At 60.8% G+C, this 26,291-nt stretch carries 20 protein-coding genes; 9 read left to right on the top strand and 11 right to left on the bottom strand.

What is annotated here, in order from left to right; translation table 11 throughout:
- Positions 1 to 60 precede the first annotated feature (60 nt).
- Complete coding sequence (locus GQX66_RS07055) at positions 61 to 3,186, bottom strand: transglycosylase domain-containing protein (RefSeq protein WP_240867777.1); 3,126 nt, start codon at positions 3,184 to 3,186, stop codon at positions 61 to 63.
- 434 nt (positions 3,187 to 3,620) lie between these two features.
- Between GQX66_RS07055 and GQX66_RS07050 the strand changes: the two genes are divergently transcribed.
- Both GQX66_RS07050 and GQX66_RS07045 read left to right on the top strand, forming a co-directional pair.
- Positions 3,621 to 5,042: an amino acid permease gene (locus GQX66_RS07050; protein WP_240867775.1), complete on the top strand. Its 1,422-nt coding sequence runs from the start codon at positions 3,621 to 3,623 to the stop codon at positions 5,040 to 5,042.
- A 171-nt stretch (positions 5,043 to 5,213) separates the two neighbouring features.
- Positions 5,214 to 6,719: a glucosyltransferase domain-containing protein gene (locus GQX66_RS07045; RefSeq protein ID WP_240867762.1), complete on the top strand. Its 1,506-nt coding sequence runs from the start codon at positions 5,214 to 5,216 to the stop codon at positions 6,717 to 6,719.
- Between the two features lie 11 nt (positions 6,720 to 6,730).
- Here GQX66_RS07045 and GQX66_RS07040 read toward each other — a convergent pair whose 3' ends face one another.
- Both GQX66_RS07040 and GQX66_RS07035 read right to left on the bottom strand, forming a co-directional pair.
- Complete coding sequence (locus tag GQX66_RS07040; protein WP_064383868.1) at positions 6,731 to 8,350, bottom strand: FMN-binding glutamate synthase family protein; 1,620 nt, start codon at positions 8,348 to 8,350, stop codon at positions 6,731 to 6,733.
- Between the two features lie 35 nt (positions 8,351 to 8,385).
- Complete coding sequence (locus GQX66_RS07035) at positions 8,386 to 9,186, bottom strand: LuxR C-terminal-related transcriptional regulator (RefSeq protein ID WP_240867759.1); 801 nt, start codon at positions 9,184 to 9,186, stop codon at positions 8,386 to 8,388.
- A 125-nt stretch (positions 9,187 to 9,311) separates the two neighbouring features.
- On the opposite strand from GQX66_RS07035, the gene GQX66_RS07030 reads away from it, so the two are divergent.
- The 5 genes from GQX66_RS07030 to GQX66_RS07010 all read left to right on the top strand — a co-directional run bounded on the left by GQX66_RS07030 (position 9,312) and on the right by GQX66_RS07010 (position 13,435).
- Complete coding sequence (locus GQX66_RS07030; RefSeq protein ID WP_085745287.1) at positions 9,312 to 10,133, top strand: carbon-nitrogen hydrolase family protein; 822 nt, start codon at positions 9,312 to 9,314, stop codon at positions 10,131 to 10,133.
- Positions 10,134 to 10,413: 280 nt separating this feature from the next.
- Positions 10,414 to 11,739, top strand: a complete 1,326-nt coding sequence (locus GQX66_RS07025) for an APC family permease (protein WP_240867756.1) — start codon at positions 10,414 to 10,416, stop codon at positions 11,737 to 11,739.
- Positions 11,740 to 11,815: 76 nt separating this feature from the next.
- Complete coding sequence (locus tag GQX66_RS07020; RefSeq protein WP_085745285.1) at positions 11,816 to 12,241, top strand: NUDIX domain-containing protein; 426 nt, start codon at positions 11,816 to 11,818, stop codon at positions 12,239 to 12,241.
- 23 nt (positions 12,242 to 12,264) lie between these two features.
- Positions 12,265 to 12,903, top strand: a complete 639-nt coding sequence (locus GQX66_RS07015; protein ID WP_179693875.1) for a LysE family translocator — start codon at positions 12,265 to 12,267, stop codon at positions 12,901 to 12,903.
- A gap of 1 nt (position 12,904) precedes the next feature.
- Positions 12,905 to 13,435 (top strand): GNAT family N-acetyltransferase, encoded by a 531-nt coding sequence (locus tag GQX66_RS07010; protein WP_085745283.1) that lies wholly within the window; start codon positions 12,905 to 12,907, stop codon positions 13,433 to 13,435.
- Here GQX66_RS07010 and metR read toward each other — a convergent pair.
- Positions 13,419 to 14,336 (bottom strand): transcriptional regulator MetR, encoded by a 918-nt coding sequence (gene metR / locus GQX66_RS07005; protein ID WP_007953158.1) that lies wholly within the window; start codon positions 14,334 to 14,336, stop codon positions 13,419 to 13,421. The genes GQX66_RS07010 and metR overlap by 17 nt on opposite strands.
- A gap of 111 nt (positions 14,337 to 14,447) precedes the next feature.
- Between metR and metE the strand changes: the two genes are divergently transcribed.
- Positions 14,448 to 16,760 carry a 5-methyltetrahydropteroyltriglutamate--homocysteine S-methyltransferase gene (gene metE, locus GQX66_RS07000; protein WP_240867754.1) on the top strand — a complete coding sequence of 771 codons (2,313 nt, stop codon included), beginning with the start codon at positions 14,448 to 14,450 and terminating at the stop codon, positions 16,758 to 16,760.
- 130 nt (positions 16,761 to 16,890) lie between these two features.
- Positions 16,891 to 17,925, top strand: a complete 1,035-nt coding sequence (locus tag GQX66_RS06995) for an alpha/beta hydrolase (RefSeq protein ID WP_240867731.1) — start codon at positions 16,891 to 16,893, stop codon at positions 17,923 to 17,925.
- Between the two features lie 73 nt (positions 17,926 to 17,998).
- On the opposite strand, the gene GQX66_RS06990 is transcribed toward GQX66_RS06995, so the two are convergent.
- The 7 genes from GQX66_RS06990 to GQX66_RS06960 form a co-directional block, all read right to left on the bottom strand.
- Positions 17,999 to 20,341, bottom strand: a complete 2,343-nt coding sequence (locus tag GQX66_RS06990) for a hypothetical protein (protein ID WP_085745280.1) — start codon at positions 20,339 to 20,341, stop codon at positions 17,999 to 18,001.
- A 140-nt stretch (positions 20,342 to 20,481) separates the two neighbouring features.
- Complete coding sequence (locus tag GQX66_RS06985) at positions 20,482 to 20,811, bottom strand: GlpM family protein (RefSeq protein WP_162831789.1); 330 nt, start codon at positions 20,809 to 20,811, stop codon at positions 20,482 to 20,484.
- 20 nt (positions 20,812 to 20,831) lie between these two features.
- Positions 20,832 to 22,160, bottom strand: a complete 1,329-nt coding sequence (locus tag GQX66_RS06980; protein WP_039765821.1) for a sigma-54 dependent transcriptional regulator — start codon at positions 22,158 to 22,160, stop codon at positions 20,832 to 20,834.
- On the bottom strand, positions 22,157 to 24,070 hold the full coding sequence (locus GQX66_RS06975; RefSeq protein WP_085745279.1) for a sensor histidine kinase: 1,914 nt from the start codon (positions 24,068 to 24,070) through the stop codon (positions 22,157 to 22,159). Before GQX66_RS06975 ends, GQX66_RS06980 begins: the two co-directional genes overlap by 4 nt.
- Positions 24,071 to 24,134: 64 nt before the next feature.
- Positions 24,135 to 24,869, bottom strand: a complete 735-nt coding sequence (locus GQX66_RS06970) for an amino acid ABC transporter ATP-binding protein (protein ID WP_007953170.1) — start codon at positions 24,867 to 24,869, stop codon at positions 24,135 to 24,137.
- A complete protein-coding gene (locus GQX66_RS06965; RefSeq protein WP_007953172.1) occupies positions 24,866 to 25,537 on the bottom strand; it encodes an ABC transporter permease subunit in 672 nt (223 codons plus the stop codon). Before GQX66_RS06965 ends, GQX66_RS06970 begins: the two co-directional genes overlap by 4 nt.
- Positions 25,537 to 26,283, bottom strand: coding sequence for an amino acid ABC transporter permease (locus GQX66_RS06960; protein WP_085745278.1), 747 nt, complete (start codon positions 26,281 to 26,283; stop codon positions 25,537 to 25,539). Before GQX66_RS06960 ends, GQX66_RS06965 begins: the two co-directional genes overlap by 1 nt.
- Positions 26,284 to 26,291: the final 8 nt, after the last annotated feature.

The following is a 26,291-nucleotide window of genomic DNA, read 5'->3' as shown; positions in this document are numbered from 1 at the left end:
AATGTCTGATTTATTGAATATTGGAATGCATAAAACACATAACTATTACCCTTCACAGGTTCAGTTAGTGGTCGATGCCACAGTCGCTGTTTGCGGCGCCAGACACTGCGAATCACTGCCCGGTTGCAGATACGGCATCAGAATCGGTGCCATCCCCTTGAGAACCTGCACCGGCAGGGCAGAAGTGAACTTGAAGTTCTCCGCCGAGCGCCCCGGCACGAACGCGGTGAGCGTGCCGAAATGGTGGTCACCGATGTAAAACACGAAGGTGGCCGTACGGTTGATCGATTTCGAGCTGAGAATCCGCCCGCCGGAGCCGATCGCTTCGATCCGGTTGTCGCCGGTGCCGGTCTTGCCGCCCATGACCAACGGTGTTCCATCGTTCAATTTGAAACTGCCGGAAACACGTTTGGCGGTCCCCGAGTCCACCACTTGCGACAACGCTTCGCGCATTGCCGTGGCGACTTCGGACGGCATCACCCGTTTGCCGACGTGAGGGTCATTGACCAGTTTCGTTTCGTAAGGCGTGCCGGCGGCAAAGTGCAGGCTGTCGATGCGCAGGGTCGGCATACGCACGCCGTCGTTGAGAATGGTGCCGATCAGCTCGGCCAGCGCGGCGGGGCGGTCGCCGGAGCTGCCGATGGCGGTGGCCAGCGACGGCACCAGGTGATCGAACGGATAGCCGACTTTCTGCCAGCGCTGATGAATCTCGAGGAACGCTTCGATCTCCAGCATCGTGCGGATCCGGCTGTCACGGGCGCCCTTGTGCTTGCTCTTGAACAGCCAGCTGTAGACTTCCTGACGCTCGAACTGGCTGGCCTTGACGATGTCCTTGAAGGTCGCGTCGGGATGGTTGAGCAGGTAGCCGATCATCCACAGGTCCAGTGGGTGAACCTTGGCGATGAAACCCTGATCCGGCAGGTCGTAGGTGCCGGGACCGTAGGCCAGGTAGAGCCGTTCCAGGCGTTCGTCGGTGAGTTTTTCGGTGATCTTCACGCCCTTGAGGTGCGAGCGCACAAAGGTGTTGAAGTCTTCCTGGCTGGCGTTGGGCAGCAGGTAACGGTGCACGGCGGCCATGCGGATCGGCGTCGGGCGCATGCTGTCGAGGAAGGTGTCGAGCCGGGCCTGGGTGTCCTTGTTGCGGTACTTCTTCCAGAACTTGAGCAGGAACGAAGTACCTTCGCGGTCGGCGAACGAGGCGAGGTATTCCTGACGGCGCGGGTCGCGATCGTCCTTGAGCAACTCCGCACTGTTGTTCGGGCCGGAGTAGGTGGTGTAGCGCACCAGATCGCGCATCAGGCGAATGAACGGCAGGTTGATCGATTCACGCAGGGCATCGCGCAGGGTCGGCAGGCGGCCGTTGTCTTCCTTGCGAAAGTTATGAAACGTGTGCAGCCCGCCACCGGTAAAAAAAGCTTCGCCGGGACTGGCCGAGTATTTGCGGTCAAGGGCTGCGCCGAGCATTTTCGACAGGTCGTGATCCTTGTTCTGGATCAGGTAATCGATCACCCACAGACTCAGGCGATCCTGCTCCGGCACGTCGACTTTCTTCAGCTCCGGCACGCTCATGGCGGCGTATTTGTCGTGCAGCTCGGCGATGATCTGCAGGTAAGTGGTCAACACCCGCATCTTCGCCGTGGAGCCCAGTTCCAGTTTGCTGCCTTCGTTGATGTCGAACGGCTGGTCGGTGCTATCGGTCTGCACCCGCACACGTGAACCGTCCGGGGTCAGTTCGAACAAGGTGAAGCTGTAGCGCACCTGGGTGGTGCTGGTGGGCGTCAGCAGGCGTTCGCCCATCAGGCCGACTTCGGTGGCGTAGGCCGGGTCGGCGAGTTTTTTCAGGTAGGCGGTGGCCTGGGTTTGCAGCTCGCCCTGCAGGGTGCTGGTGGCCGACAGGTCGAGACGGTCGAGGTCGTACAGCGGACGGTTGAGCATCGATGCCAACCGGCTGCGGGCGACACTGATGCCCTTGTTGGTTTCGATCGGCTGGATCGTCGGCTGGGTCTGCCAGTCGCGGTAGCTGATGGTGCTGGCCAGCGCGGCATCGGCCAGGGCAGCGTCGATCACGCCGTTCTGCTTGAGCAGGCGCAAGTGGCTGTTGGTCAGTTCGACCAGTTCTTCACGGCCCTTGGTCAGGTAATGCGAAGGGCGGCGCTGGGCGATCATCAGCGAGAGCATCTCGCGCAGGGCCAGACCTTTGTCCGCCATGGACTGCGGATCGGTCGCTGAGCTGGATAGTTTGCGGTTGGCCTCATTGAAATCGGCGCCATACCAGACCCGCAGACCCTCGGCCATGCCGTGCACTTCGCCATGCCCCGGCACCGCCGACAGCGGCACGCTGTTGAGGTAGTCACGAATGATGTTCTGCCGCGCCGGCAAGGTGTCCGGGCCGCCCTGATAGGCGCGCACGCTGGCGGAAATCATCTGGCGGATCTTCTCCGCACCGGACACCGTCAGGCCATCGGGCGAATGGCGGTATTTCTCAAGCTGGGTGGCCAGGGTACTACCCCCGGCCGACTGCCCCGGCAAGTGCAGCAACTTGGCGACCTGCGACCACGCGGCCATGCCGAAGCGCGGCCAGTCCACCGCCGGGTTGGCCAGCGGTTGCCTGGGGTCGAGCAGGAAGCGGTTTTCGATGAACAGCAGGCTGTTGACCACCACCGGCGGGATCGAGTCGAAGCTTGCGTACAGCTGCTGCGGATAGTTGTACTGATACAGCGGCGCGGCGCGGCAATCGGTGATCGACAGCCCGGCCTGGATCTTTTCGGAGTAGGGCACGAACAGGCCCTTGTCGGTGTAGTTGAGCAGGGCCGGGGAGAAGCGCGTCTGCTCGGTGATGACGTAGTTGCGCTTGATCAGCCGTGGCAGGAACTCGTCCAGCGAGCTGTATCCCAGACGCAGATCGAATGGCCCGTTGCCCGGATAGCGGATCGCTTCGCTGGGGCCCGGTTGCAATTCGTACTTGAGTTTGGCGGCGTACTGGCTGACCTCGCGGGACTGAAAACGCGAGGTGCGCATTTCCTTCATCGCAGCCAGGCCTACGACAATCGCGATGATCACCAACAGGAGCCAGAAAGCCTTCCACCCATGCCGGTTACGACGGGGTTTTTCAGGTACAGGCGCTTCATCCACACGTTCAGTCGGAACCACTTTTTCACTCGAATCGGTTTGCCACAAAGCGCCCATAGTCGATTGATCCATTCACGCAGATTGATCGGACTTGTCTGAAGCTTAGTCGGTGGTTGGCGTCGGTGAAAAAATTGTGAAGAACGGTGGCCGGCGTCATCTGAGTAAACCTTCAAACCCGGTTGCGGCATGACGTTGCACCATTGCTGTGCAATACTCCGCGCCCATTTGTGCGGTGAATAATCCTCGAAATGCAGGATGGTTTGTCTCGTAAACCTGTGAATTGACGAGGTTTACGTCTGAATCAGATGCCTTTTAGAGTGAAAAAACCTGTCGCAAGCTTTTTATACTGCACGCCCCGCTGATCCCGCAGGTTGCTTCTGCGGGACGGTTCTGCCCACGAAGCAGGGTCGGTATTTACCCAGGCGCAGGCTTATCGGCCGACGCTTGAACACTCGGTGGTCACATCCAATAACAAGACGAGGAAGTCCCCCATGCCAGTCGGCAATCACCCGCCCCATGGCGAAACCGCTCAAGGCGGTCCGCTCAAACGCGAACTCGGTGAACGGCATATTCGCCTGATGGCGCTCGGCGCCTGCATCGGTGTCGGTCTGTTTCTCGGTTCGGCCAAGGCCATCGAAATGGCCGGCCCGGCGATCATGCTCTCGTACATCATCGGCGGTCTGGCGATCCTGGTGATCATGCGCGCCCTCGGCGAAATGGCCGTACACAACCCGGTCGCCGGCTCCTTCAGCCGTTACGCACAGGATTATCTCGGCCCGCTGGCGGGCTTTCTCACCGGCTGGAACTACTGGTTCCTGTGGCTGGTGACCTGCGTCGCCGAAATCACCGCGGTGGCGGTCTACATGGGCATCTGGTTCCCCGATGTCCCGCGCTGGATCTGGGCGCTGGCGGCGCTGGTCAGCATGGGCTCGATCAACCTGATCGCGGTGAAGGCCTTCGGTGAATTCGAGTTCTGGTTCGCCCTGATCAAGATCGTCACCATCATTGCCATGGTGCTTGGCGGCATCGGCATCATTGCCTTCGGTTTCGGTAACGATGGTGTGGCGCTGGGGATTTCCAATCTTTGGGCCCACGGCGGCTTCATGCCCAACGGCGTGACGGGCGTGCTGATGTCCCTGCAAATGGTGATGTTCGCCTACCTCGGTGTGGAAATGATCGGCCTGACCGCCGGTGAAGCGAAGAACCCGCAGAAGACCATCCCGAATGCGATTGGCTCGGTGTTCTGGCGGATCCTGCTGTTCTACGTCGGTGCGCTGTTCGTGATCCTGTCGATCTACCCGTGGAATGAAATCGGCACCCAGGGCAGCCCGTTCGTGATGACCTTTGAACGTCTGGGCATCAAGACCGCCGCCGGCATCATCAACTTCGTGGTGATTACCGCAGCGCTGTCGTCGTGCAATGGCGGCATCTTCAGCACCGGACGCATGCTCTACAGCCTGGCGCAGAACGGCCAGGCGCCGGCCGGTTTCGCTCGCACCTCGAGCAACGGTGTACCGCATCGCGCATTGCTGCTGTCGATCTTCGCGCTGCTGCTGGGCGTGCTGCTCAACTATCTGGTTCCGGAAAAAGTCTTCGTCTGGGTGACCTCGATTGCCACCTTCGGCGCGATCTGGACCTGGGTGATGATCCTGCTGGCCCAGCTGAAATTCCGCAAAGGCCTGAGCGCCACTGAACGGGCCGGCCTGAAGTACAAGATGTGGCTGTTCCCGATCAGCTCGTATCTGGCGCTGGCGTTCCTGGTGCTGGTAGTCGGTCTGATGGCGTACTTCCCGGACACTCGCGTGGCACTTTATGTAGGCCCGGCGTTCCTGGTGCTGCTGACCGTTTTGTTCTACGTGTTCAAGCTGCAACCAAGCGATGCGTCCCAGGGCGCGGTGCGTTCGGCTTCGTAATTCGTTGTTGCTGAAACTCGAAAGCCCTGGTCGAAAGTCCGGGGCTTTTTCGTGGGTGCGAGGTTGATGCCGCTGGTCTGAAAGCGCCGCAAAAAACGACTTCTGATCCAGAGTCATGTTCGAAGGTTTAGCTACGTTGTTTCCAGCGCAGCCGTGAACAGAGGCGCAGGTATGAGGATGAGCGATTTTCTCGTACGAGAACTCGGCCGCCGTCAGGTCGTGCTGTTCTTCCTGCTCGCCACGCTGCTGTACATCCTGCCGCTGATTCTTGCCGACTTCCCCTACATCGACGATAACTGGCGCACGCTGGCCGCCGGCAACGCTTGGGCCGGGCAGGGGCGGTTGTTCATGGACTGGTTGTATCAGGCGCTGACCTTCACCGACGCTGCGCCGAATATTTTTCCTCTGCCGCTGTTGCTTGCCGCCGTAGCGATGTCGTTCGCTTTGACCCGGCTGACCTTCCACTATTTTCCCGAACCGACGCTGGCCTGTTGTCTGGTGCCGTTGCCGCTCTGGTACAACCCGTTTCTGTTGCAGAACCTGTCCTATCAATACGACGGGGCCGGCATGGCCCTGAGTCTGGTCGCGGTGATTTACGCGATCACGTTTTGCGGCGCTTCGCGCATTCAGCGATGGCTGGTGCCGTCGGCGTTGCTGGCGCTGGCGATCGGGTTGTATCAGATCAGCCTCAATGTGTTTCTCGGGCTGTGTTGCCTTGAATTGCTCAGGAATGTTCACGGGCGAATGCCGTGGTCAGCGCTCTGGTGCCAGTCAGGCTGGAGGCTGGCGCAGCTGCTGCTGGCGGTGTCGATCTACAGCGTCACGGCCTATCCGTTCACGGACCACGGGCGCACGCAGTTGCTGAATGCGAGCGCTGATCCGTTGCTGCAGATCGGCATCAATATCGGTCGGGTGATAGAGAAAGTTGCGCTGCTGTTTCACGGCGGCTACACGGCGATTTTTATTGTGCTGGTGCTGTGCGCCGTGTTCGGCGCCGTGCAGTTGGGGCGGCAGATTCGCGAGCGCAACATGTCCCGCGCCAAGGGTTTGCTCTTGAGCTTCAGCTGTCTGCTGGCGTTGCCGTTGATTGTGCTGCTGGTGCCGGGCATGACGCTGCTGTTTCGCGACTTCAACGAAGGCGCGCGCACCCTGATGGGATTCGGTGTGCTGCTGATGTTGCTGTTCTATCTGGTCTGGCTGGGGTTGATGCCGCTGCATCAACGGTTGCCTTTGGTGTTGGCGATTCCGCTTCTGGCCACGCTGTCGCTGTCCTTCGCTTATGGCCGGGTGCTGACGATGGAGAAAACCTTCGCCAGCAGTGCGCTCTACAGCCTGAGCCACGACATTTCATCTCATCGCGAGCTGCGCGAAGCCAAACGGATATATATCTCGGTGACGTACTCCGATCGCTGGCTGGCGGGAACGGTGGGTACGTTCAAACAGTTGCCGGTGCTGCACTATCTGCTGAACATCGATTACTTCATGCTCGCCGAAAACCTGCCCTCGGCCGGCATCACCAACGTGGTCGCCGAGCGCGAACGGCGCAACGCGACCCACGTCGGTCTGATGGGCTATCCACCTTTGGTGGACAGCCTCTATTACCGCCTCTACCTGATTGGCGACTACGGCTTCATCGTGATGAAGGAACCGCCCCACGGCCGCTTGCTGCAATGGTGACCGTTCAGAGTCTAGGCCGCCGCGATTTCCTGCGGCTCGAAACTGTCCGCCCGCGCCATCTGCCACATCCGCGAATAGAACTCGCCGTTCACTTCCCCGGTGAGCAATTCCCCTGGTTTCAGGAACACGTGCAACTGCGAGAACAGTTTGATTTCGGTCGCCGACATGCGCCGCACCAGATGCTTGGCCGACAGTTGCGACGGATGATCGAGTCCGGCGGCGGCGAGCATTTCCGCCAGGGCCTTGAGCGTATTGCGGTGGAAGTTGTAGACCCGCTGGGCTTTGTCCGGCACCACCAGCGCGCGCTGGCGCAGGGTGTCCTGGGTGGCGACGCCGGTCGGGCATTTGTTGGTGTGGCAGCTTTGTGACTGGATGCAGCCGATGGCGAACATGAAGCCGCGCGCCGAGTTGGCCCAGTCGGCGCCGATGGCCAGCACGCTGGCGATGTCGAAGGCGCTGACGATCTTGCCGCTGGCGCCGAGCTTGATCTTGTCCCGCAGGTTCAGGCCGACCAGGGTGTTGTGCACGAACAGCAGGCCTTCGCGCATCGGCACGCCGATGTGGTCGGTGAACTCCACCGGCGCGGCGCCGGTGCCGCCTTCCTTGCCATCGACCACGATGAAGTCCGGCAGGATGCCGGTTTCCAGCATGGCCTTGGCGATGCCCATGAACTCCCATGGATGGCCGAGGCAGAACTTGAAGCCCACCGGTTTGCCGCCGGACAGTTCACGCAGTTGCTGGATGAAATGCATCATCTCGATCGGCGTTGAGAACGCGCTGTGTCGCGACGGCGAGATGCAGTCTTCGCCCATCAGGATGCCGCGGGTGTCGGCGATTTCCTGGGTGACCTTGTGCTTGGGCAGAATCCCGCCGTGGCCGGGTTTGGCGCCCTGGCTCATCTTGATTTCGATCATCCGCACTTGCGGGGTCTGCGCCTGGGCGGCGAAGCGTTCCGGGTCGAAGCGGCCGTCGCTGGTGCGGCAGCCGAAGTAGCCGCTACCCAGTTCCCAGGTCAGGTCGCCGCCGTGTTCGCGGTGATAGGGGCTGATGCTGCCTTCACCGGTGTCGTGGGCGAAATTGCCGAGTTTGGCACCCTGGTTCAGCGCGCGGATCGCGTTGGCGCTGAGCGAGCCAAAACTCATGGCCGAGATGTTGAACACCGACGCCGAGTACGGCTGGGTGCATTGCGGGCCGCCGACGGTGACGCGGAAACTGCTCGGGTCGCTCAACGGCGCCGGACGCATCGAGTGGCCAATGAATTCGAAGCCGGACTGATAGACGTCGATCAGGGTACCGAACGGTTTGTCGGCGGTTTCATTCTTCGCTCGCGAGTACACCAGCGAACGCTGGGCGCGGGAGAAGGGCAGGGCGTCGCTGTCGGATTCGAGCAGGTACTGGCGGATCTCCGGGCGGATGCCTTCGACCAGATAACGGATGTTGCCGAGGATCGGATAATTGCGGCGCACCGCGTGCGGGCTCTGCATCAGGTCGAACAGACCGATCAGGCTCAATACGCCGGTAACGGCGGTGATCGGCCACAGCCAGTCGTGTTCGAGAAAGGGCAGGCTGGCGAGGGTGAAAATCACGCAGACGGCAAAGAAGGCGTAGCGGCTCAGGAGTGACAGGCTCATACGGTTTCCTTGGTTCGGACGGTTTTTTGCGGCAGTCAGGCGTTCTGCGCCTGCAGAAAGATCGAAAACAGCTCCGACTGGGATTTGATCCCCAGCTTGCTGTACATGTGTTTCTTATGGACTTTCACGGTTTCAACAGAGATTTCCAGCTTACGGGCGATTTCTTTACTGGAGCAACCGCTGAGCATCAGGCGCCCGACGTCCAGTTCCCGGGCGGTCAGTTGCGCGCCCTTGAGTTGCTGCACCGATGCTTCGAGCTGTACCCGCCAGTCCGGTTGCGCAGGCACCGGGGCCAATGCCACGGTTTCGTTGATTTCATAGGGCAGGCGCTGGCGCAACAAGCCGAGCACCCACGGCTGGATCAGCGACAGCAGGGCAATCTGCTCGCCGGTGAAGCGTTGTTGGCTGCCCAGCGACAGGCACAACGTGCGGTCGCCTTCGAGTTGGCAATTGAACTGGATTTCGTCGGCCACCACATTCAGACGAAAGTATCGCTGGTAATACTCGGTCAGTTCGAAGTGCTCCGGCGCGACCTCCGACAGGCGATACAAACCGGTGCGCGACTGCTCACGGCAGGCGATGTAGAACGGGTCGAGCAGATAAAGACCGCGCAGATAATCCTGAAACAGCTGGTCGGGACTGCCGTCGGCGCCGGGGCATTCGGCGAACACCTGCGGGTGGCGGTCGGCGCTGAACAGCAGCGCCACCCAGCTATCGAACGGCACGTACTGGTCAAGCAGGCGAACCAGTTGTGCCCAGAAATTCGGCTTGTCGAGGGCGTCGATCAACTGCCCGACGGCGCGGTGCCAGGTGATGTCGTCAAACGAAAGAGTCATGCCTCTACCCCTATCGGGTTACCCCGGCCGCGTAATTCCCTGGCCGGTCGAATGCGAAGCATACTGGCCCACAGACAGCCGCCGGGCAATCTTTCGGCGCCCGGCGCTCATAACAAGGACTCCCCATGAAAGTCGAACTCGCCCAGCTGGCGGGCCGTGACAAAGACACGGCGTACAACCTCGAACGTGCCCTCGCGGCGATGGCGGCCTGCGCCGTCGACACGCAATTGATCGTGTTCCCCGAGACCCACCTGATGGGCTTCCCGACCGCCGACACCGTGGCGCAGATCGCCGAACCGCTGGACGGCCCGACCGTCAGCGCCGTGCAGGTCGCCGCCCGTGAACGCAACCTCGCCGTGGTGATCGGCATGGCCGAGAACGACAACGGCCGCTTCTACAACACCACGCTGCTGATTACCCCCGAAGGCATCGCCCTGAAATACCGCAAGACCCACCTCTGGGCCTCGGATCGCGGTGTGTTCGAGGCCGGTGACCGTTACGCCACCTGCCTGTGGAACGGCGTGCGGGTCGGTCTGCTGATCTGCTACGACATCGAGTTCCCGGAGTCGGCCCGGGCCCTGGCGCAACTGGGCGCCGAATTGCTGATCGTGACCAACGGCAACATGGACCCATACGGTCCGACCCACCGTACCGCGATCATGGCCCGGGCTCAGGAAAACCAGGCGTTTGCGCTGATGGTCAATCGGGTGGAAGCCGGGGATGACGGGTTGATGTTTGCCGGCGGCAGTGCGCTGGTGGACCCGCTGGGCACGGTGCTGTTCGAGGCCGGGCGTGAGGACGGGCGGTTCAGTGTCGAGCTGGATTTCGGTCAGCTGGAGCTGGCGCGCAAGGATTATCGGTATCTGGATGATCAGCGGTTGAGGTTGCCGGGGGAGGTGGTGGAGCGGGATGGTGGTGTTCGGGAGCTTTTGATTCCTGCCCGATGAACCGCTGCCCTCACCCTAACCCTCTCCCGGAGGGAGAGGGGACTGACCGAGGTGCTCGCTCAAGTTACGTCGACCTGAAATTCCGAGTGAACTCAGGTCTTGAAAAGCATGGAGATCGGCTCCCTTTCCCCCTCGCCCCCTTGGGGGCGGTCCGACGTTTCGGGAGGGCTGGGGTGAGGGGGTAAGGATCTCCAGTCGAACAAAAAAACAAGCAACACCCGAAACATTCGCCGAACTCGGCCTCTGCCATAAATCCAATAAAATCCGGAGTAAGTCGCCCATGGCTCGTTTGCAACGCACCCTTTCGCTAGGGGCGGTGGTGCTGTTCGGCATCGCCTACATGACGCCGATCATTGTCCTCGGCACGTTCGGCATCCTCGCCCAGTCCACCGCCGGCATGGTGCCCGCCGCGTATCTGGCGGCGCTGGTGGCGATGTTTTTCACCGCCATGAGTTATGGCCGAATGGCCGCCGCGTTCCCGGTGGCCGGCTCGGCCTACAGCTACGTGCGCAGGGCCATCAGCCCGAAACTCGGCTTCATCGCCGGTTGGGCGGTGCTGCTCGATTATCTGTTTCTGCCGATGGCGATCTGGCTGATCGGCGCCGCGTACCTGGCTTCGGCGTTCCCGTCGATCCCGCAGTGGGTCTGGGTACTGGCATTCATCGGCATCACCAGCGCGATCAACATCATCGGCTTGAAACTGGCCAACGGCATCAACGCCTTGCTGATGCTGGTGCAGTTTCTGGTGCTGATCGCCTTCGTCGCACTGTGCGTGCATTACGTTGGCGGCGATGCCAGCACGCCGTTGTGGTCGATCAAACCGTTCTTCAACGGCGACATGCAGATGCCGCTGATCATGAGCGGCGCGGCCATTGCCTGCTACTCGTTTCTCGGCTTCGATGCGGTCAGCACCTTGACCGAAGAAACCCGCGATCCGCGCCGCACCATCCCTCGGGCAATCATGTTGATCACCCTGATCGGCGGGCTGATTTTTGTCGGTGTCTCGTACTTCGTACAGATCGCCCACCCCTCGTTCCAGTTCGACAGCGTCGACTCGGCGGCCTACGAAATTGCGCGCAACATCGGCGGCGACCTGTTCGTGTCGATCTTCCTGATCGGCCTGATCGTCGGTCAGTTCGCCTCGGGCCTGTCGGCGCAGGCCAGCGGTTCGCGCTTGTTGTTCGCGATGGGCCGTGATGGTGTGCTGCCCAAGTCGTTCTTCGGCACCTTGCACGAGCGCTTCGGCACCCCGGTCAACAGCATCCTGCTGTGTGCGGTGGTGGCCTTGCTGGCGCTGAAACTCGACGTGACCACCTCGACCTCGTTCATCAACTTCGGCGCGTTCCTGGCGTTCAGCCTGGTCAATCTGTCGGTGATTTTTCACTATTGGATCGGCGGCGAGAAAAAAGGCCTGCGCGAATTGATCCTGTTCCTGATCTTTCCGTTCATCGGCCTGGCGGCGGACTTGTGGCTGATGGTCAGCCTTGATCACCTGGCGGTGTATCTGGGCCTGAGCTGGCTGGCGATTGGCGTGGTGTACCTGGCGGTGCTCACGGGTGGTTTCCGCCGGCAGCCGCCGGAGATGGATTTCCAGGAAGCGGCCTGAGGTTCCGGCCGAGTCTTTGCTCATGAACGGCGGGCGTGTGATGCTTGCCGTTTTTTGAGTCAAAGGCTTTCCGTTCATGTCGACCACAAATAATTCCATCATTCGCATTGCTGCCGCATTGCTGCTCAACCCCGACGGCCAGACCCTGCTGGTGCGCAAGCGCGGCACTACGGCGTTCATGCAACCGGGCGGCAAGATCGAACCTCATGAACTGCCGGTGCATGCATTGGCCCGTGAGCTGGAAGAAGAACTGGGACTGGTGATCGATCCGGCGCAGGCGAGCTTTCTCGGCCAGTTCTCGGCGCCCGCCGCCAACGAGCCGGGATTCGTCGTGCAGGCCGAGATCTTTCAGTTGACCATCGATGCTCAAGTGTTGCCGGCTGCCGAGATCGAAGAGGTGATCTGGATTGACCCGGCCACCGACGGCAATGTAATTCTCGCCCCATTGACACGTGACCTGATCCTGCCGTTTTATCGAGCCTCGCTGACCGCGATCGCCTGATCATTCGTGTAAAGGACTTCGTCATGATCCCGCTTCAAGACCTGCTGATTTTTGCCGCCGCTGCACTGCTGATGGTACTGACGCCGGGGCCGAACATGATCTACCTGATCTCGCGTTCGATCTGTCAGGGACGCCGTGCCGGGGTGACTTCGCTGCTCGGCGTGGTGGCGGGTTTCTTTGTGCATCTGTTCGCGGCGGCTGCCGGTTTGACTGCGGTGTTTCTCGCGGTGCCGATGGCCTATGAAGTGTTGAAGTGGGCCGGTGCGCTGTACCTGCTGTGGCTGGCCTGGCAGGCGGTGAAACCCGGCGCCCGCTCGCCATTCGAGGCGCAACAATTGCCGGCGGACTCCTCGCGCAAACTGGTCACCATGGGTTTCCTCACCAGCGCGCTGAACCCGAAAATCGCGGTGTTCTACCTCTCGGTATTTCCGCAGTTCATTTCGCCAGAGCACGGCTCGGTGTTCACCCAGAGCATCATCCTCGGCCTGACCCAGATCAGCGTCAGTTTCTGCGTCAACCTGCTGATCGCGCTGTTCGCGGCGGGCATCGCGTCGTGGTTCGTCAACAACCCGACCTGGCTGGCGGCGCAGCGTTATTTCATGGGCTTCGTGCTGGGCGGCCTGGCCGTGCGGCTGATGCTTGAACAGCGCAAGGCAGCCTGACATGTGGATCGAACGGCTGGACGCCAGTCATGCGCTGGCCTATCGCGAATTGATGCTGGAAGCCTATGACCGGCATCCGCAGGCGTTCACCTCCAGCGTGCGCGAGCGCGCAGTGATGCCGCTGAGCTGGTGGGAATCACGCCTGACCAGCAAGCTCGACGCGGTGTTCGGCGCGTTCGAAGACGGCCGGCTGGCGGGCATCGTCGGCCTGGCGTTCGAGCCTCGGGAAAAGGCCCGGCACAAGGCAACGGTCTTCGGCATGTATGTGTCGGCCGACTTTCGTCAGCGCGGGCTTGGGCTGAAATTGATGGAGGCGGTGCTGGGTGAGGCGCAGCAGCACCCGGCGCTGAAAGTCATTCAATTGACCGTCACCGCCGGCAATGATGCGGCGTTCCAGCTGTACCAGCGCTGCGGCTTCATCCAGTTCGGCCTGGAGCCGATGGCGGTGCGGGTCGGCGAGGACTACTTCGACAAGATCCACATGTGGTGCCCGCCTTCTGTGCCGACCGCCAGCCTCAACGAACCGCGCTGACCCCATCCAGGGTCGAGAACGAAGTGTCCTTGGCCGTCAGCAGGAAATCGCGCATGTACGGCGCGTCCAGCATGTCGGCGCGGATCGCCGCGTACAGCGTCGCGAACAGACCTTTCTCGCCCAGCCGCTTGCCCTTCACGTAACCGCGCGAGCTGTATTCATGCAGCGCCCAGTGCGGCATGCCGCACACGCCACGACCGCTGGCCACCAGTTGCATCATCATCACCGTCAGCTCTGAGGTACGCACCTGCGCCGGTTCGATGTCGGCCGGTTCGAGGAAGCGGGTGAAGATGTCCAGCCGATCCCGTTCCACCGGGTAGGTGATCAGGGTTTCGGTCAGCAGGTCTTCGGGAACGATGTACGGTTTGCTTGCCAGCGCGTGCTGATTGGCGACCGCGAGCATGGCTTCGTAGGTGAACAGCGGCACGTAGGTGATGCCGGCGATTTCCAGCGGGTCGGACGTCACCACCAGATCCAGATCACCCCGGGCCAGAGCCGGCAGCGGGGCAAACGAGAAACCCGAAGCGAGGTCGAGTTCGACTTCCGGCCACGCATCGCGGAACTGGTCGATGGTCGGCATCAGCCACTGGAAGCAGCTGTGGCATTCGATCGCCATGTGCAGACGCCCGGCGGTGCCCCCGGCCAGACGCCCGATATCACGCTCGGCGGCGCGCAGCAGCGGCAGGGTCGCGTCGGCCAGTTGCAGAAGGCGCAGGCCGGCGCTGGTGAAGCGCACCGGTTTGGTCTTGCGCACGAACAATGGCATGCCCATGCGCTCTTCCAGTTCCTTGAACTGGTGGGACAGCGCCGACTGGGTCAGGTGCAGGCGGTCGGCTGCATCGACCAGGCTGTCGGCTTCGCGCAGGGCATGCAGGGTTTTCAGGTGACGGATCTCAAGCACCGCAGGCTCCATGAGAAAAATTTGTGATCAACACGAAAAGGTTGAGTTTGTCTCATGTTGCCCTGGCTGTCGACAATGGCGCCATCTTTTACGCAATGGAGAACACTCGACATGGCCGTGGCACACACCCTGGGTTTCCCGCGCATCGGCGCCGACCGTGAACTGAAAAAAGCCCTCGAAGCCTGTTGGAAAGGCGATCTCGATCAGGCCGCTTTGAATCAGGTCGGCCGCGAGCTGCGTGCCAGACACTGGCAACTGCAGAAGGATGCCGGCATCGACCTGCTGCCGGTCGGCGACTTCGCCTGGTACGACCAGGTGCTGACCCACTCGCTGACCTTCGGTGTGATCCCCGAGCGCTTCGACGGTGTGCGTGACGAGCGCGGCCTGCCGACCCTCGACACCCTGTTCGCCATGGCCCGTGGCGCCACGTCGTCCTGCTGTGGCGGCGAGCACGGCAAGACTCAGTACGCACAAGAGCTGACCAAGTGGTTCGATACCAACTACCACTACCTGGTCCCGGAATTCAGCGCAGGCCAGCAATTCAAGCTGAGCTGGGAGCAGTTGTTCGATGAAGTCGAAGAAGCCAAAGCCCTCGGTCACAACGTCAAACCGGTGATCATCGGCCCGCTGACTTACCTGTGGCTGGGCAAGGCGAAAGGCAACGACTTCGACAAGCTTGATCTGCTTGAGCGCCTGTTGCCGGTGTACAACGAAATCCTCGGTCGCCTCGCCGCACAGGGCGTGGAGTGGGTGCAGATAGACGAACCGATCCTCACCCTCGACCTGCCGCAAGCCTGGAAAAGCGCCTTTGAACGCGCCTATCACATCCTTCAGTATTCGCCGCTGAAGAAACTGGTGGCGACCTATTTCAGCGGTCTGCAAGACAACCTCGGTCTGGCCGTCGGCCTGCCGGTGCAAGGTCTGCATATCGACGCGGTGCGTGCGCCGGATCAACTCGGTCAGGTGCTCGATCGCCTGCCGACCTACAAGATTCTTTCGGTGGGTCTGGTCAACGGACGCAACGTCTGGCGCTGCGAACTGGAGCAGGCGCTGGCGCAACTGCAACCGGCGCAGGAGCGCTTTGGCGACAACCTGTGGGTCAGCAGTTCCTGCTCGTTGCTGCACAGCCCGGTGGATGTCGAGCGTGAAGACAAGCTCGATCCGGAACTGAAAAGCTGGCTGGCATTCGCCGTGCAGAAGTGCGCCGAAATCTCCGTGCTGCGTGATGCGCTGAACGACCCGCAAGCGCCGAAAGTGCAAAGCGCACTGGCCGAAAGCCGCGCGATTCAAGAAAGTCGCGCCCGTTCACCGCGTATTCACAAGGCCGCCGTGCAGGCGCGGATCGAGGCGATCAATGCCAGCGACAGCCAGCGTCATTCGCCGTTCGCCAAGCGCATCGCCGCACAGCAGGCGCGTCTGAAATTGCCGACGTTCCCGACCACCACCATCGGTTCGTTCCCGCAGACCGGCTCGATTCGTCTGGCCCGTCAGGCGTTCAAGCAGGGCAAGCTGTCGACCAACGATTACCACGACGCCATGCGCAGCGAAATCCGCCACGCGGTACAGGTGCAGGAACGTCTGGGCCTTGATGTATTGGTGCACGGTGAAGCCGAGCGCAACGACATGGTCGAGTACTTCGCCGAGCAGCTCGACGGTTACCTGTTTACCCGCTTCGGCTGGGTCCAGAGCTACGGGTCCCGTTGCGTGAAACCGGCGGTGATTTATGGCGACCTGTCCCGTCCTAATGCCATGACCGTTGACTGGATCACCTACGCCCAGAGCCTGACGGACAAGGTGATGAAAGGCATGCTGACCGGTCCCGTGACCATGCTGATGTGGTCGTTCCCCCGTGAAGATGTGTCGCGCAAAGTCCAGGCGCAACAACTGGCGCTGGCCCTGCGGGACGAAGTGGTGGATCTGGAAAACGCCGGAATCAAGATCGTGCAGATCGACGAGGCGGCCTTCCGCGAAGGCTTGCCATTGCGCCGTGAACAATGGCAGGAATACCTCGACTGGGCGGTGGAAGCGTTCCGTCTGACAGCGTCGGGCGTGAAGGATGAAACCCAGATCCACACCCACATGTGCTACAGCGAATTCAATGACGTGATCAAGGCGATCGCCGACATGGACGCCGACGTCATCACCATCGAAACCTCGCGCTCGGACATGGAATTGCTCGAAGCCTTCGAAGCGTTCGACTACCCGAACGACATCGGCCCGGGTGTTTACGACATCCACTCGCCGCGGGTGCCGGACACTGCCGAGATGGTCAAGTTGATGAGCAAAGCCGTGAAGCGCATCCCGGCGCAGCGTCTGTGGGTCAACCCGGACTGCGGCCTGAAAACCCGCGCCTGGCCCGAGACCGAAGCGGCGCTGGTGAACATGGTGGCAGCGGCGCGGCAGTTGCGCAGTCAGTTGGCGTAACGGCAGCACCGGATGAAGAGTGTCGACCGCTCGGCACTCTTCATCAAACTGTCATCGAACTGTGGCAGCGCGCTTGAACAAACTTCATCAGACTCGCGCTCTACTGGGGTTCTGCGTTTCGGTGTTTTTCATGTTCAAGGGATTTTTTGCAATCGCGGCGTTGTTGGCCGCGGTTTTTTTCGTTCCGGCGTCCAATGCGGCGTCGCGTTGCGACGTCAATGTACCGACCGAACGGGTCGATCTGGAGCAGGTGAGCCTGGCCTACCAGAGCATCGGTCGTGCGTCGGATCCGGCGCTGTTGCTGGTGATGGGCCTGGGTGGGCAGTTGATCCACTGGCCGGATGAAGTGGTGGTTGCGCTGTGTCAGCAAGGCTTTCGGGTGATCCGTTATGACAACCGCGATGTCGGTCTGTCGACCTGGCGCCAGACGCCGGTGGAAGCCAACCTGACTTTTGAGGTACTGCGCTACAAGCTCGGCCTGCCGGTGGCGGCGCCTTACAGCCTGACCGACATGGCCTATGATGCGCTGGGCCTGATGGATGCGTTGCACGTCGAGCAATTTCACGTGCTCGGCGCGAGCATGGGCGGGATGATCGCCCAGCACATGGCGGCCATGGCGCCGCAACGGGTCGAGAGCCTGACGCTGATCATGACCAGCTCCGGCGCCGAAGGGTTGCCGGCGCCGAGCGCGGCGTTGGTGCAGTTGCTGGCACGACGTGGCGCGCCCAATCGCCAGATCGCGCTTGAGCAACAGGCCGATCTGCTGGCGGCGCTGGGCAGTCCTTCAGTCAGCGATGATCGCGAGGCGTTGCTGCATCAAGCGGCGCTGTCCTATGACCGAGCGTTCAATCCCGAAGGCGTGAAGCGCCAGATCATGGCGATCCTCGCCGAACCGAGCCGGGTGGCGTTGCTCAATCAACTACGCGTCCCGACGCTGGTAGTGCATGGCACGGCGGATCCTTTGTTGCCGGTGATGCACGGCGTACATCTGGCGGCACACATTCGTGGTAGTCAGCTGCGGCTGATTCCGGGGCTGGCGCACCGTTTTCAGGAAGCGTTCAAGGAGCCGTTGCTGGCGGCGGTGTTGCCGTATCTGCGCGAGCACCGCGAAGACACGTCGCACTGGGCGCAGATCGAGCCGGTGGCGGAAGGGAATTTGTTGTAGGGAGAGTAGGGCGAAGCCTCGGGGGTGTCAGTCGCCAAGGCTTCTCCGATCCGCGCGTTTGTCGTCTTGCCAATCATCCTGCGATCTTATAAAGCCAGGCTCGTCGTTCTCCGTAAGCTGAGATGCCTAAGTCAGAACCCATACTGGAAAGCCACATCGCCCAAGCGTTCGGACTCCAGGAACCATCGGGGTTGTAAAGAACATTTTCTTTTGACCAATACAGTTCGTTTGGCAAGCCCATTCTTTGGGTCGCGGTACCCGCCGGGCCGCGGTACGTTCTCCTGACGACTTCCAGCTCCCCTAGCGTCAATCCGTAGTTTGCCAGGTTGGGTTGGTCCGGTGGGGTCCAAGTGGTGTAACCGAATTCGAGTCGTTGAACATTGTAAAAAGTGATGGCGTAAAACGCAGTGCCACCTGCACTGTCATAAACCCAGATTATTGCTGTCCCGTTGCCCGTCGCATGCACTCTTCCGGTGTTTATATCTATCCAGGCGACCGACGGATTTGAAGAGTAGTACCGGAATGGTGGGGTGCCTCCTGTGGCGGATCGATGGTAAATGCCTTGCGCCAGTGGTGATTGTGGATTGACTCCCCGGAAGTTGTAACAGCCTTGTGCATTCTGTGAGTGATTCTGGCCCAGGCTCAAAGGCGCGACAACTTTGAACGTCCACGTGTTCGAGAGTGGGTTGGTCCCGGACAGCGCTTTGGCCATTATTTGATAAGTATTTGGTGCAGCGACTACAAAGGTGAAGTCCCATTTGCCGGTCGATCTTGCTGTCGTATTACCGAGCGGTGTGCTTCCGTTCAGAATCTGCAGGTTTTCGTCTTCCGACGAGCTGCCGCTCACGGTCACACTGACTGCCGTCGTGGTACCCCCATTGAGTACAGGCTGGTTTGTCTGAGTGTTGATTGTTGCGGTAATTGTAGGCGTCTGCGTTTGTAAGGCACCGATCTGAAGCAGCAACAGCTCGGACTGCACTGAGGGCGTTCCCGGATTTTCGATTTCGTAGGCAACGATCAATCGCTTGCTTGCGAACCGTTTGGTGTAGTCGGCTGGCACTGTGAAGACAACCTCCTGGGTTGCATCGACAATGAATTGTCTGAACATATACATGTTCACCACCCCGTCTGATCCGGTTATCTGCCAGAACATTGTCATCTTTGCATCGTTGGCCAAAGGCCAGTATTTGGGGATCACGACATGCGCCAGCGTGGTGTCCGCAGGTAGTTCGTCTCCTTTCTGTTCGGTAATGGTCGGGGCAGCGGCGGGGTTTTCGGATTTGCTTGCGCTGACGGTAACGGTAGCGGACTTGGAGCTCTGAGTGATCGTGCCGCGTTTTTTCGTGTAGCTGAGCGTAAACAGACCTTTGATGACGTTTCGAATGAGCTCGTTTGGCAACGGTATTTGCAAAAGCCGGCTGTTGGCCTCCATCGTCCTTTCGATCACATGTTCGACCCGGTCACCCCGGGAAGTAAACAGGACAATGGTGAGTAGTAAGTTATCGCCAATGCTGAATTGGTCCGTCAAAAGAACTGTTGCCGCAGCGCCGGCTAGGCTGCTGTAGTCGAGATTGTTTGCAGCATCCGTTTCATCTACCTGGGGGGGCGGGAGAAGCACAGCGGTAGGCTTCAGGGACAGCATGACTGCGCTTGACCATCCACTGGCGTTGTGCACCCGGTCTTCGAGTTCATAACTGAGCGCCACCTTGTCGGTGTTGGGCAGCCTGGCCAGAAATTCGGGAAGCAAGTCAAAAAATACCTCCCCCAAAGCGGTGACCGTTACGCTCAGGACAAGCGGGCCAACCATCAGATAAACCGTGTCGCCGATTGCCTGATACCGGTACTGCGGCACAGTGACGGTCATGCCATTGTCCAGCACGGGTTTGTCAATTACCGTCTCCGAGGGAATTGGCAGTGCCAGTCCCTGGTTGTTGGGCAGGTCGGGCCGTGTATCTGCTTCACCGGGACCGAAGGGTTTGAACAGCAGAGGCAGGGGCGGAGAGGTATTTGTATTTCCGCTCGGACGTGTGACTTTGAACACCAACGGCAACGCATCAGGCATGGGGATGGGGGAGGAAAACAACTGATTCAGAAGATCAGACGGCAGGTAAAACGGTACCGGTTTGTCGACGTTAGATCCTACCGAAATGGGGTCGCCGACAGGTCTGGGAGGTGTCCCGATGAGTAACTGTATGAAGTCCAGACTGTCCATGTCCGAGTACGGGAAAAAGTAACCCAATAGTCCCCGTCGATCGCTATTCACCATGTTTCGATTCACGCCGTAGACGTTATTTGCCAGCGCTTTCGCCCCCGGAATGAACGGCGGGACATCCGCCATTATGCGCAAGGGGTCGTGATCCGTTGAAAAGACAAGTTGCTGAGTCGAAGCGTTAGTGTTGCTCGATAGGCTGACCATGTTTTTGCCTCAAGTAAGGTAGCGCTGCAGTCCCCTGCGTATAGGGAGATTGAGCAGCTACCGATGAGGTCCGTCTACTGTCAGATCTAACAGGTCATCGTGATTTTCAGACGAGCGGTGCACCGATACCTACGTCTGATTCAGGCGTGAAGCCGCACCCACACCGACACCAGCACCGTCGCCGCCATCAGCCACGCCACCGCCGCGACCGCCAGCGAAGCCTCTAGGCGCATGCGGTCGACCATCACGTACAAGGTCGCCAGATAGACGAAGTACGGAATGATCGACCACATGCCGAAAACGATGGTGGTCTTCAGGTCGTCGATCGAACGGCCCTTGCCGACAATGTAGTGGGCGATCAGGGCGAAGGTCGGGAACAGCGGCACCAGCCCTGCGATGTAGTAGTTTTTGGTCTTGGCCAGCATGGCGAGGATCACCACCACGGCCGCGCCGAGCATTGCCTTGAAAATCAGATCCACGTCGTTCTCGCTTAATGGCTCAGGCCGTATTTTTTCACTTTGTCGAACAACGTGGTCTTGGCCATGCCCAGTTCCAGGCTGGCCTGGGTCAGGTTGCCGCCGCTGCGTTGCAGGGCGTCGCTGAGCAGGTTGCGCTCGAACGCTTCCACCGCTTCGGCGAAGGCCAGTCCCTGACCTGCGCTACCCGCGCCGGTTTTCTTGAACGCTGGCAGGCCGAGGGCAAAACGCTCGGCGACGTTACGCAGTTCGCGCACGTTGCCCGGCCAGTCGTGGCTCATCAGGCTCGACAGGGTCTGGTTGTCCAGCTCCGGCAGCGCGCGGTCGAAACGCAGGGCCGATTGCTGGGTGAAGTGTTCGAACAGTTGCAGGATGTCTTCGCGGCGTTCGCGCAGGGGCGGCAGTTCCAGCGTTACCACGTTGAGGCGGTAGTACAGGTCACTGCGAAATTCCCCAGCCTTGCTCGATTCGTCGAGGTCGGACTTGGTGGCTGCGATCACCCGGCAATCCACCGCCACGCTCTGGTTCGAGCCGAGGCGTTCGAGAGTGCGCTCCTGCAACACCCGCAGCAGTTTGATCTGCAACGGCAGCGGCATGCTTTCCACTTCATCGAGGAACAGCGTGCCGCCGTCGGCGTGTTCGATCTTGCCGATCCGCCGCTTGCCGGCGCCGGTGAAGGCGTTGGCCTCGTGACCGAAGATTTCGCTTTCAAACAGGTTTTCCGGCAGCCCGCCGCAGTTCAGCGCAACGAACTGTTTGCTGTGACGGCGGCTGAAATCATGCAGGCAACGGGCGACCAGTTCCTTGCCGGTACCGGTTTCGCCTTCGATCAGCACATTAGCCGAGGTGTCGGCGACGTTGGCGATCAGCTCGCGCAGGTTCTGCATGGCTGGCGAACGGCCGATGATCCGACCTTCAAGGGAATCGCGTTCGGCCAGTTGCCGGCGCAGGGACGAGACTTCGCGATTCAGGCTGCGTTGTTCGAGGGCTCGGCGGGCCACGTCCACCAGTCGTTCTGGGGAGAACGGTTTCTCCATGAAGTCGTAGGCGCCTTTCTGCATCGCGCCGACGGCCATGGAGATGTCGCCGTGGCCGGTGATCAACACCACCGGCAGGCTGCGGTCGCGCTGCTTGAGCCGGGTCAGCAGTTCCAGGCCGTCGATGCCCGGCAGGCGAATGTCGCTGATGACGATCCCGGCGAAGTTGTCACCGACCTGCTCCAGCGCTTCTTCGGCACTGCCCACGCCGATGCAGGGAATGTCTTCCAGCGTCAGCGCCTGCTGGCAGCCGAGCAGGACATGGGGGTCGTCTTCGACGATCAATACACTGAGGTCGTTGTTCATATTGGCTCGGCAGGAGTAGGGCTTACCAACGGTAAACTGAGGACGAAAGTGGTACCACCGCTGGCCGGGTGTTCGACACCCAGATGCCCGCCGGTGGCGGCCGCCAGACTGGCCGACAGGGTCAGGCCGAGGCCGAGACCCTGTTCGCCGGGCTTGGTGGTGAAGAACGGTTCGAACAGGTGCTTGCGGGCTTCGGCGTCGATGCCGTGACCGTTGTCGCGCACCCGCAGGCGATATTTGCCGTTGAATTCTTCGCCTTCCAGCCACAGCTCCGGCAGCGGTTGCGCCTGCATGGCGTCGAGGGCGTTGCCGATCAGGTTGACCAGAATCTGTTCCAGGCGCGTCTGGTCGATCTGCACCTGCACGTCGTCGAACTGGCGATGCAGTTGCAGGGAGGCACTTTCGACGCGGGCGCCGAGCACTTGCAGCGCGGCATCCACCGCTTTGCCAAGGCTGGCGCGACCCTTGTCGTCACCGCGCCGGGCGAAGGAGCGCAGGCTGGCGGTGATCCGGCCCATGCGGTCGATCAGGTCGTTGATGGTCTTGAGGTTGGTGCTGGCGACATCGAGCTGGCCGCGTTCAAGGAAGCGGATGGTGTTGCCCGACAGTGTGCGCATCGCCGCCAGCGGCTGGTTCAGTTCGTGGGCGATGCTGGTGGACATCTGGCCGATCGCCGCGAGTTTGCCGGCCTGCACCAGTTCGTCCTGGGCACGGCGCAAAGTCTCCTCGGCCTGACGCCGTTCGCGGATCTGGCTCTTGAGCCGGTCGTTGCTGGCGCGCAGGTCGGCGGTGCGTTCGGTAATCCGACGCTCCAGCTGATTGTTGGCTTCCTGCAGGGCTTCACGGGCGGCGAGGCGGGTGGCGATGACCTTGCGCCGTTCGTTCCAGGCGATCAGCAGGAATGCCACGAGCGCAAAGGCGACTGCCACCAGAATCCCCTGATTGATCGCCTCGCGCCGCAGATCCTGCAACGGCGTGAGCAGAGTGAAATTCCACGGGGTATCGCTCAGCGGTCGGGTTTGCGCCAGATAGCTGATGTTTTCCTCATCGCCATCCTGTTGGCTCGGCACTTCGCTGTTGGCCGGGAAGGTGAGTTTCTCCACACCTTCGGACAGGGTTTCGCGGGCCAGCGGTTGCAGTTCGTTCAGCGGAAACCAGTAGTACTGCAGGCTGCGGGCGAGTTTTTCCTTGGTCTCGTCGCTCAGCGGAATGACCGATTTCAGGCGCCGGGCCGGATCGCTGGAGAGAATGATGATGCCGTTTTCATCGCTGACGAAGGCTTCGAGGCGCGCCCGTTGCCAGCGTTCTTCCAAGGCTTCCAGGCGCACCTTGACCACCGCGACGCCGATGATCTTGCCGTGTTCTTCGAGGCCGTGGGCCAGGTAATAACCGGGTTCGCCGTTGGTGCTGCCGATCCCGTAGAAGCGTCCGGGCTGGCCGCGAATGGCGTTCTGGAAGTAGGCGCGGAACGACAGGTCTTCACCGAGATAACTGTCGACGTCGCGCCAGTTGCTGGTGGCCATGACGCGGCCGGTGGTGTCCATGACGTAGATGGCCCGACTGCGGCTGCGCCGGTTCAGGCCTTCAAGGTAATCGTTGACCGTTTGCCGGTGTTCCGGGGTCGGGTCGTCCAGCAACTGCGAAACGCTCGATTCGAGTTCCAGCAGGCTGGGCAGGTAGGTGTATTTGCTGATCTCGCTTTCGACCGCGCGGGCGTGCAGTTCCAGCTGGCGCTGGCCGTTTTCGCCGAGGCTGCGGATGCCGAAATGTTCACTGGTCCAGAAGCCGATGTAACCCAGTCCGACCATCAGGGCGATGACCAGCGGCGGCAGGAACAGGTGGCGGATCAGACGGGGTTTCACGGCAAGTGATGGCGGCGTGGCGCGATAGAGAGTGGGGTCGCATTTCATCACAGATGCCTTGGGTCAACCACCTGCATTCCCCGACAGAGGATGTCGGGGAATGCAGCCGTTTTTAGTGCTGCAGGATTTTCTCGAGGAAATGCTGCGCGCGTTCGGAGCGTTGGCTGATGTCGCCAAAGAACTCTTCTTTCTTGCAGTCTTCGATGATCTTGCCGGCGTCCATGAAGATCACGCGGTCGGCCACTTTACGGGCGAAGCCCATTTCATGGGTCACGCACATCATGGTCATGCCTTCGTGGGCCAGCTGCACCATCACGTCGAGCACTTCGTTGACCATTTCCGGGTCGAGCGCCGAGGTCGGTTCGTCGAACAGCATGACGATCGGGTCCATCGCCAGCGCACGGGCGATCGCCACACGCTGTTGCTGACCGCCGGACAACTGGCCCGGATGTTTGTGGGCATGAGCCGACAGGCCGACGCGCTCGAGCAGTTGCAGGCCTTTCTTGGTCGCCTCTTCCTTGCTGCGGCCCAGCACCTTGATCTGCGCGATGGTCAGGTTTTCGGTGATGGTCAGGTGCGGGAACAGTTCGAAGTGCTGGAACACCATGCCGACGCGCGAGCGCAGTTTCGGCAGGTTGGTCTTCGGATCGGCAATCGACGTGCCGTCGACCACGATGTCACCTTTCTGGAACGGCTCCAGTGCGTTGACGCACTTGATCAGGGTCGACTTGCCCGAACCGGACGGACCGCAGACCACGATCACTTCACCCTTTTTGACCTCGGTGCTGCAATCGGTCAGCACCTGGAAGTCCCCATACCACTTGTTGATGTTCTTGATAGAGATCATACGGCGAACCTTTTTTGCAGACGCTTGACCAGCACCGAGGCGGCAAAGCTGATGGTGAAGTACACGAGACCTGCGAAGATCAGGAACTCATTCGAGCGGCCAATGATGTCGCCACTGGCGCGCGAGGCGTTGAGGAAGTCCACCAGGCCCACGGTGTAGACCAGCGAGGTGTCCTGGAACAGGATGATGCTCTGCTGCAGCAGCAGCGGGGTCATCTTGCGGAACGCCTGGGGCAGGATGATCAGGCGCATCATCTGGCCGTAGGTCATGCCCAGTGCCTGCGCCGCGCCCATCTGGCCTTTCGGGATCGACTGCACGCCGGCCCGGACGATTTCGCAGAAGTACGCCGCTTCGAACATCATGAACGCCACGATGCACGAGGTGAACGCGCCGATCGGGGTGTCTTCGCCGGTGATCCAGCGCAGCACGAACGGCACTGCCAGGTAGAACCAGGTGATCACCAGCAGCAGCGGGATCGAACGGAAATAGTTGACGTACGCGCCGGCGATGCTCGACAGCAGTTTGCTGTGGGACAGGCGCATCAGCGCGAGGATGGTGCCGAGGATGATCCCGCCGACCACGCCCAGCGCCATCAGCTTGAGGGTCATCAGCATGCCGTTCCACAGGCCGGGAATGGCCGGAACGATGCCACTGAAATCGAATTCCATTATTTACCCCCCACGGAGATCAGGCCGGGCACGGCGACTTTCTTCTCGACCATGCGCATCAGCAGCATCAGGCTCATGTTGAGGGTGAAATAGATCAGGGTCGCCAGGGTGAACGCTTCAAACAGGTTGGCCGAGAATTCGGCGGTCTGTTTGGTTTGCGCCAGCAGCTCCATCAGACCGATCAGGGACGCCACGGAGGAGTTCTTGAACACGTTCAGGAATTCCGAGGTGAGCGGCGGAATGATGATCCGGTAGGCCTGAGGCAGCAGCACGTTCCAGTAGATCTGCGGCAGCTTGAAACCCATGGCGCGGGCAGCGGATTCCTGGCCGCGTGGCAGCGCCTGGATACCGGTGCGAACCTGTTCGCAGACACGGGCGGCGGTGAACAGGCCCAGGCAGACGACAACGCTCAGGTAGGCCGAAGTGGTCGGGTTCAGGTCCTGCTTGTACCACTCCTGCAGATCCGGCGGCAGCAGATCGGGCACCAGGAAGTACCAGATGAACAGCTGAACCAGCAGCGGCACGTTACGGAACAGTTCGACGTAGCAGGTCGCGATGCCCGACACGATGCGGTTCGGCACGGTGCGCATGATGCCCAGCAGCGAGCCGAGTATCAGGGCGATGATCCAGGCCACGATGGCGATGGCGATGGTCCAGCCCAGACCGGAAATGAACCAGTCGAGATAGGTCTCGCTGCCCACGCCGGTGGACTTGAAGAACACGCCCCAGTCCCAGTTGTAATTCATTAGGGTCT

Source organism: Pseudomonas sp. B707 (assembly GCF_022496685.1).
GTDB classification, from domain to species: Bacteria; Pseudomonadota; Gammaproteobacteria; order Pseudomonadales; family Pseudomonadaceae; genus Aquipseudomonas; species Aquipseudomonas paraglycinae.
This window is presented reverse-complemented; position numbering and strand designations above follow the sequence as displayed.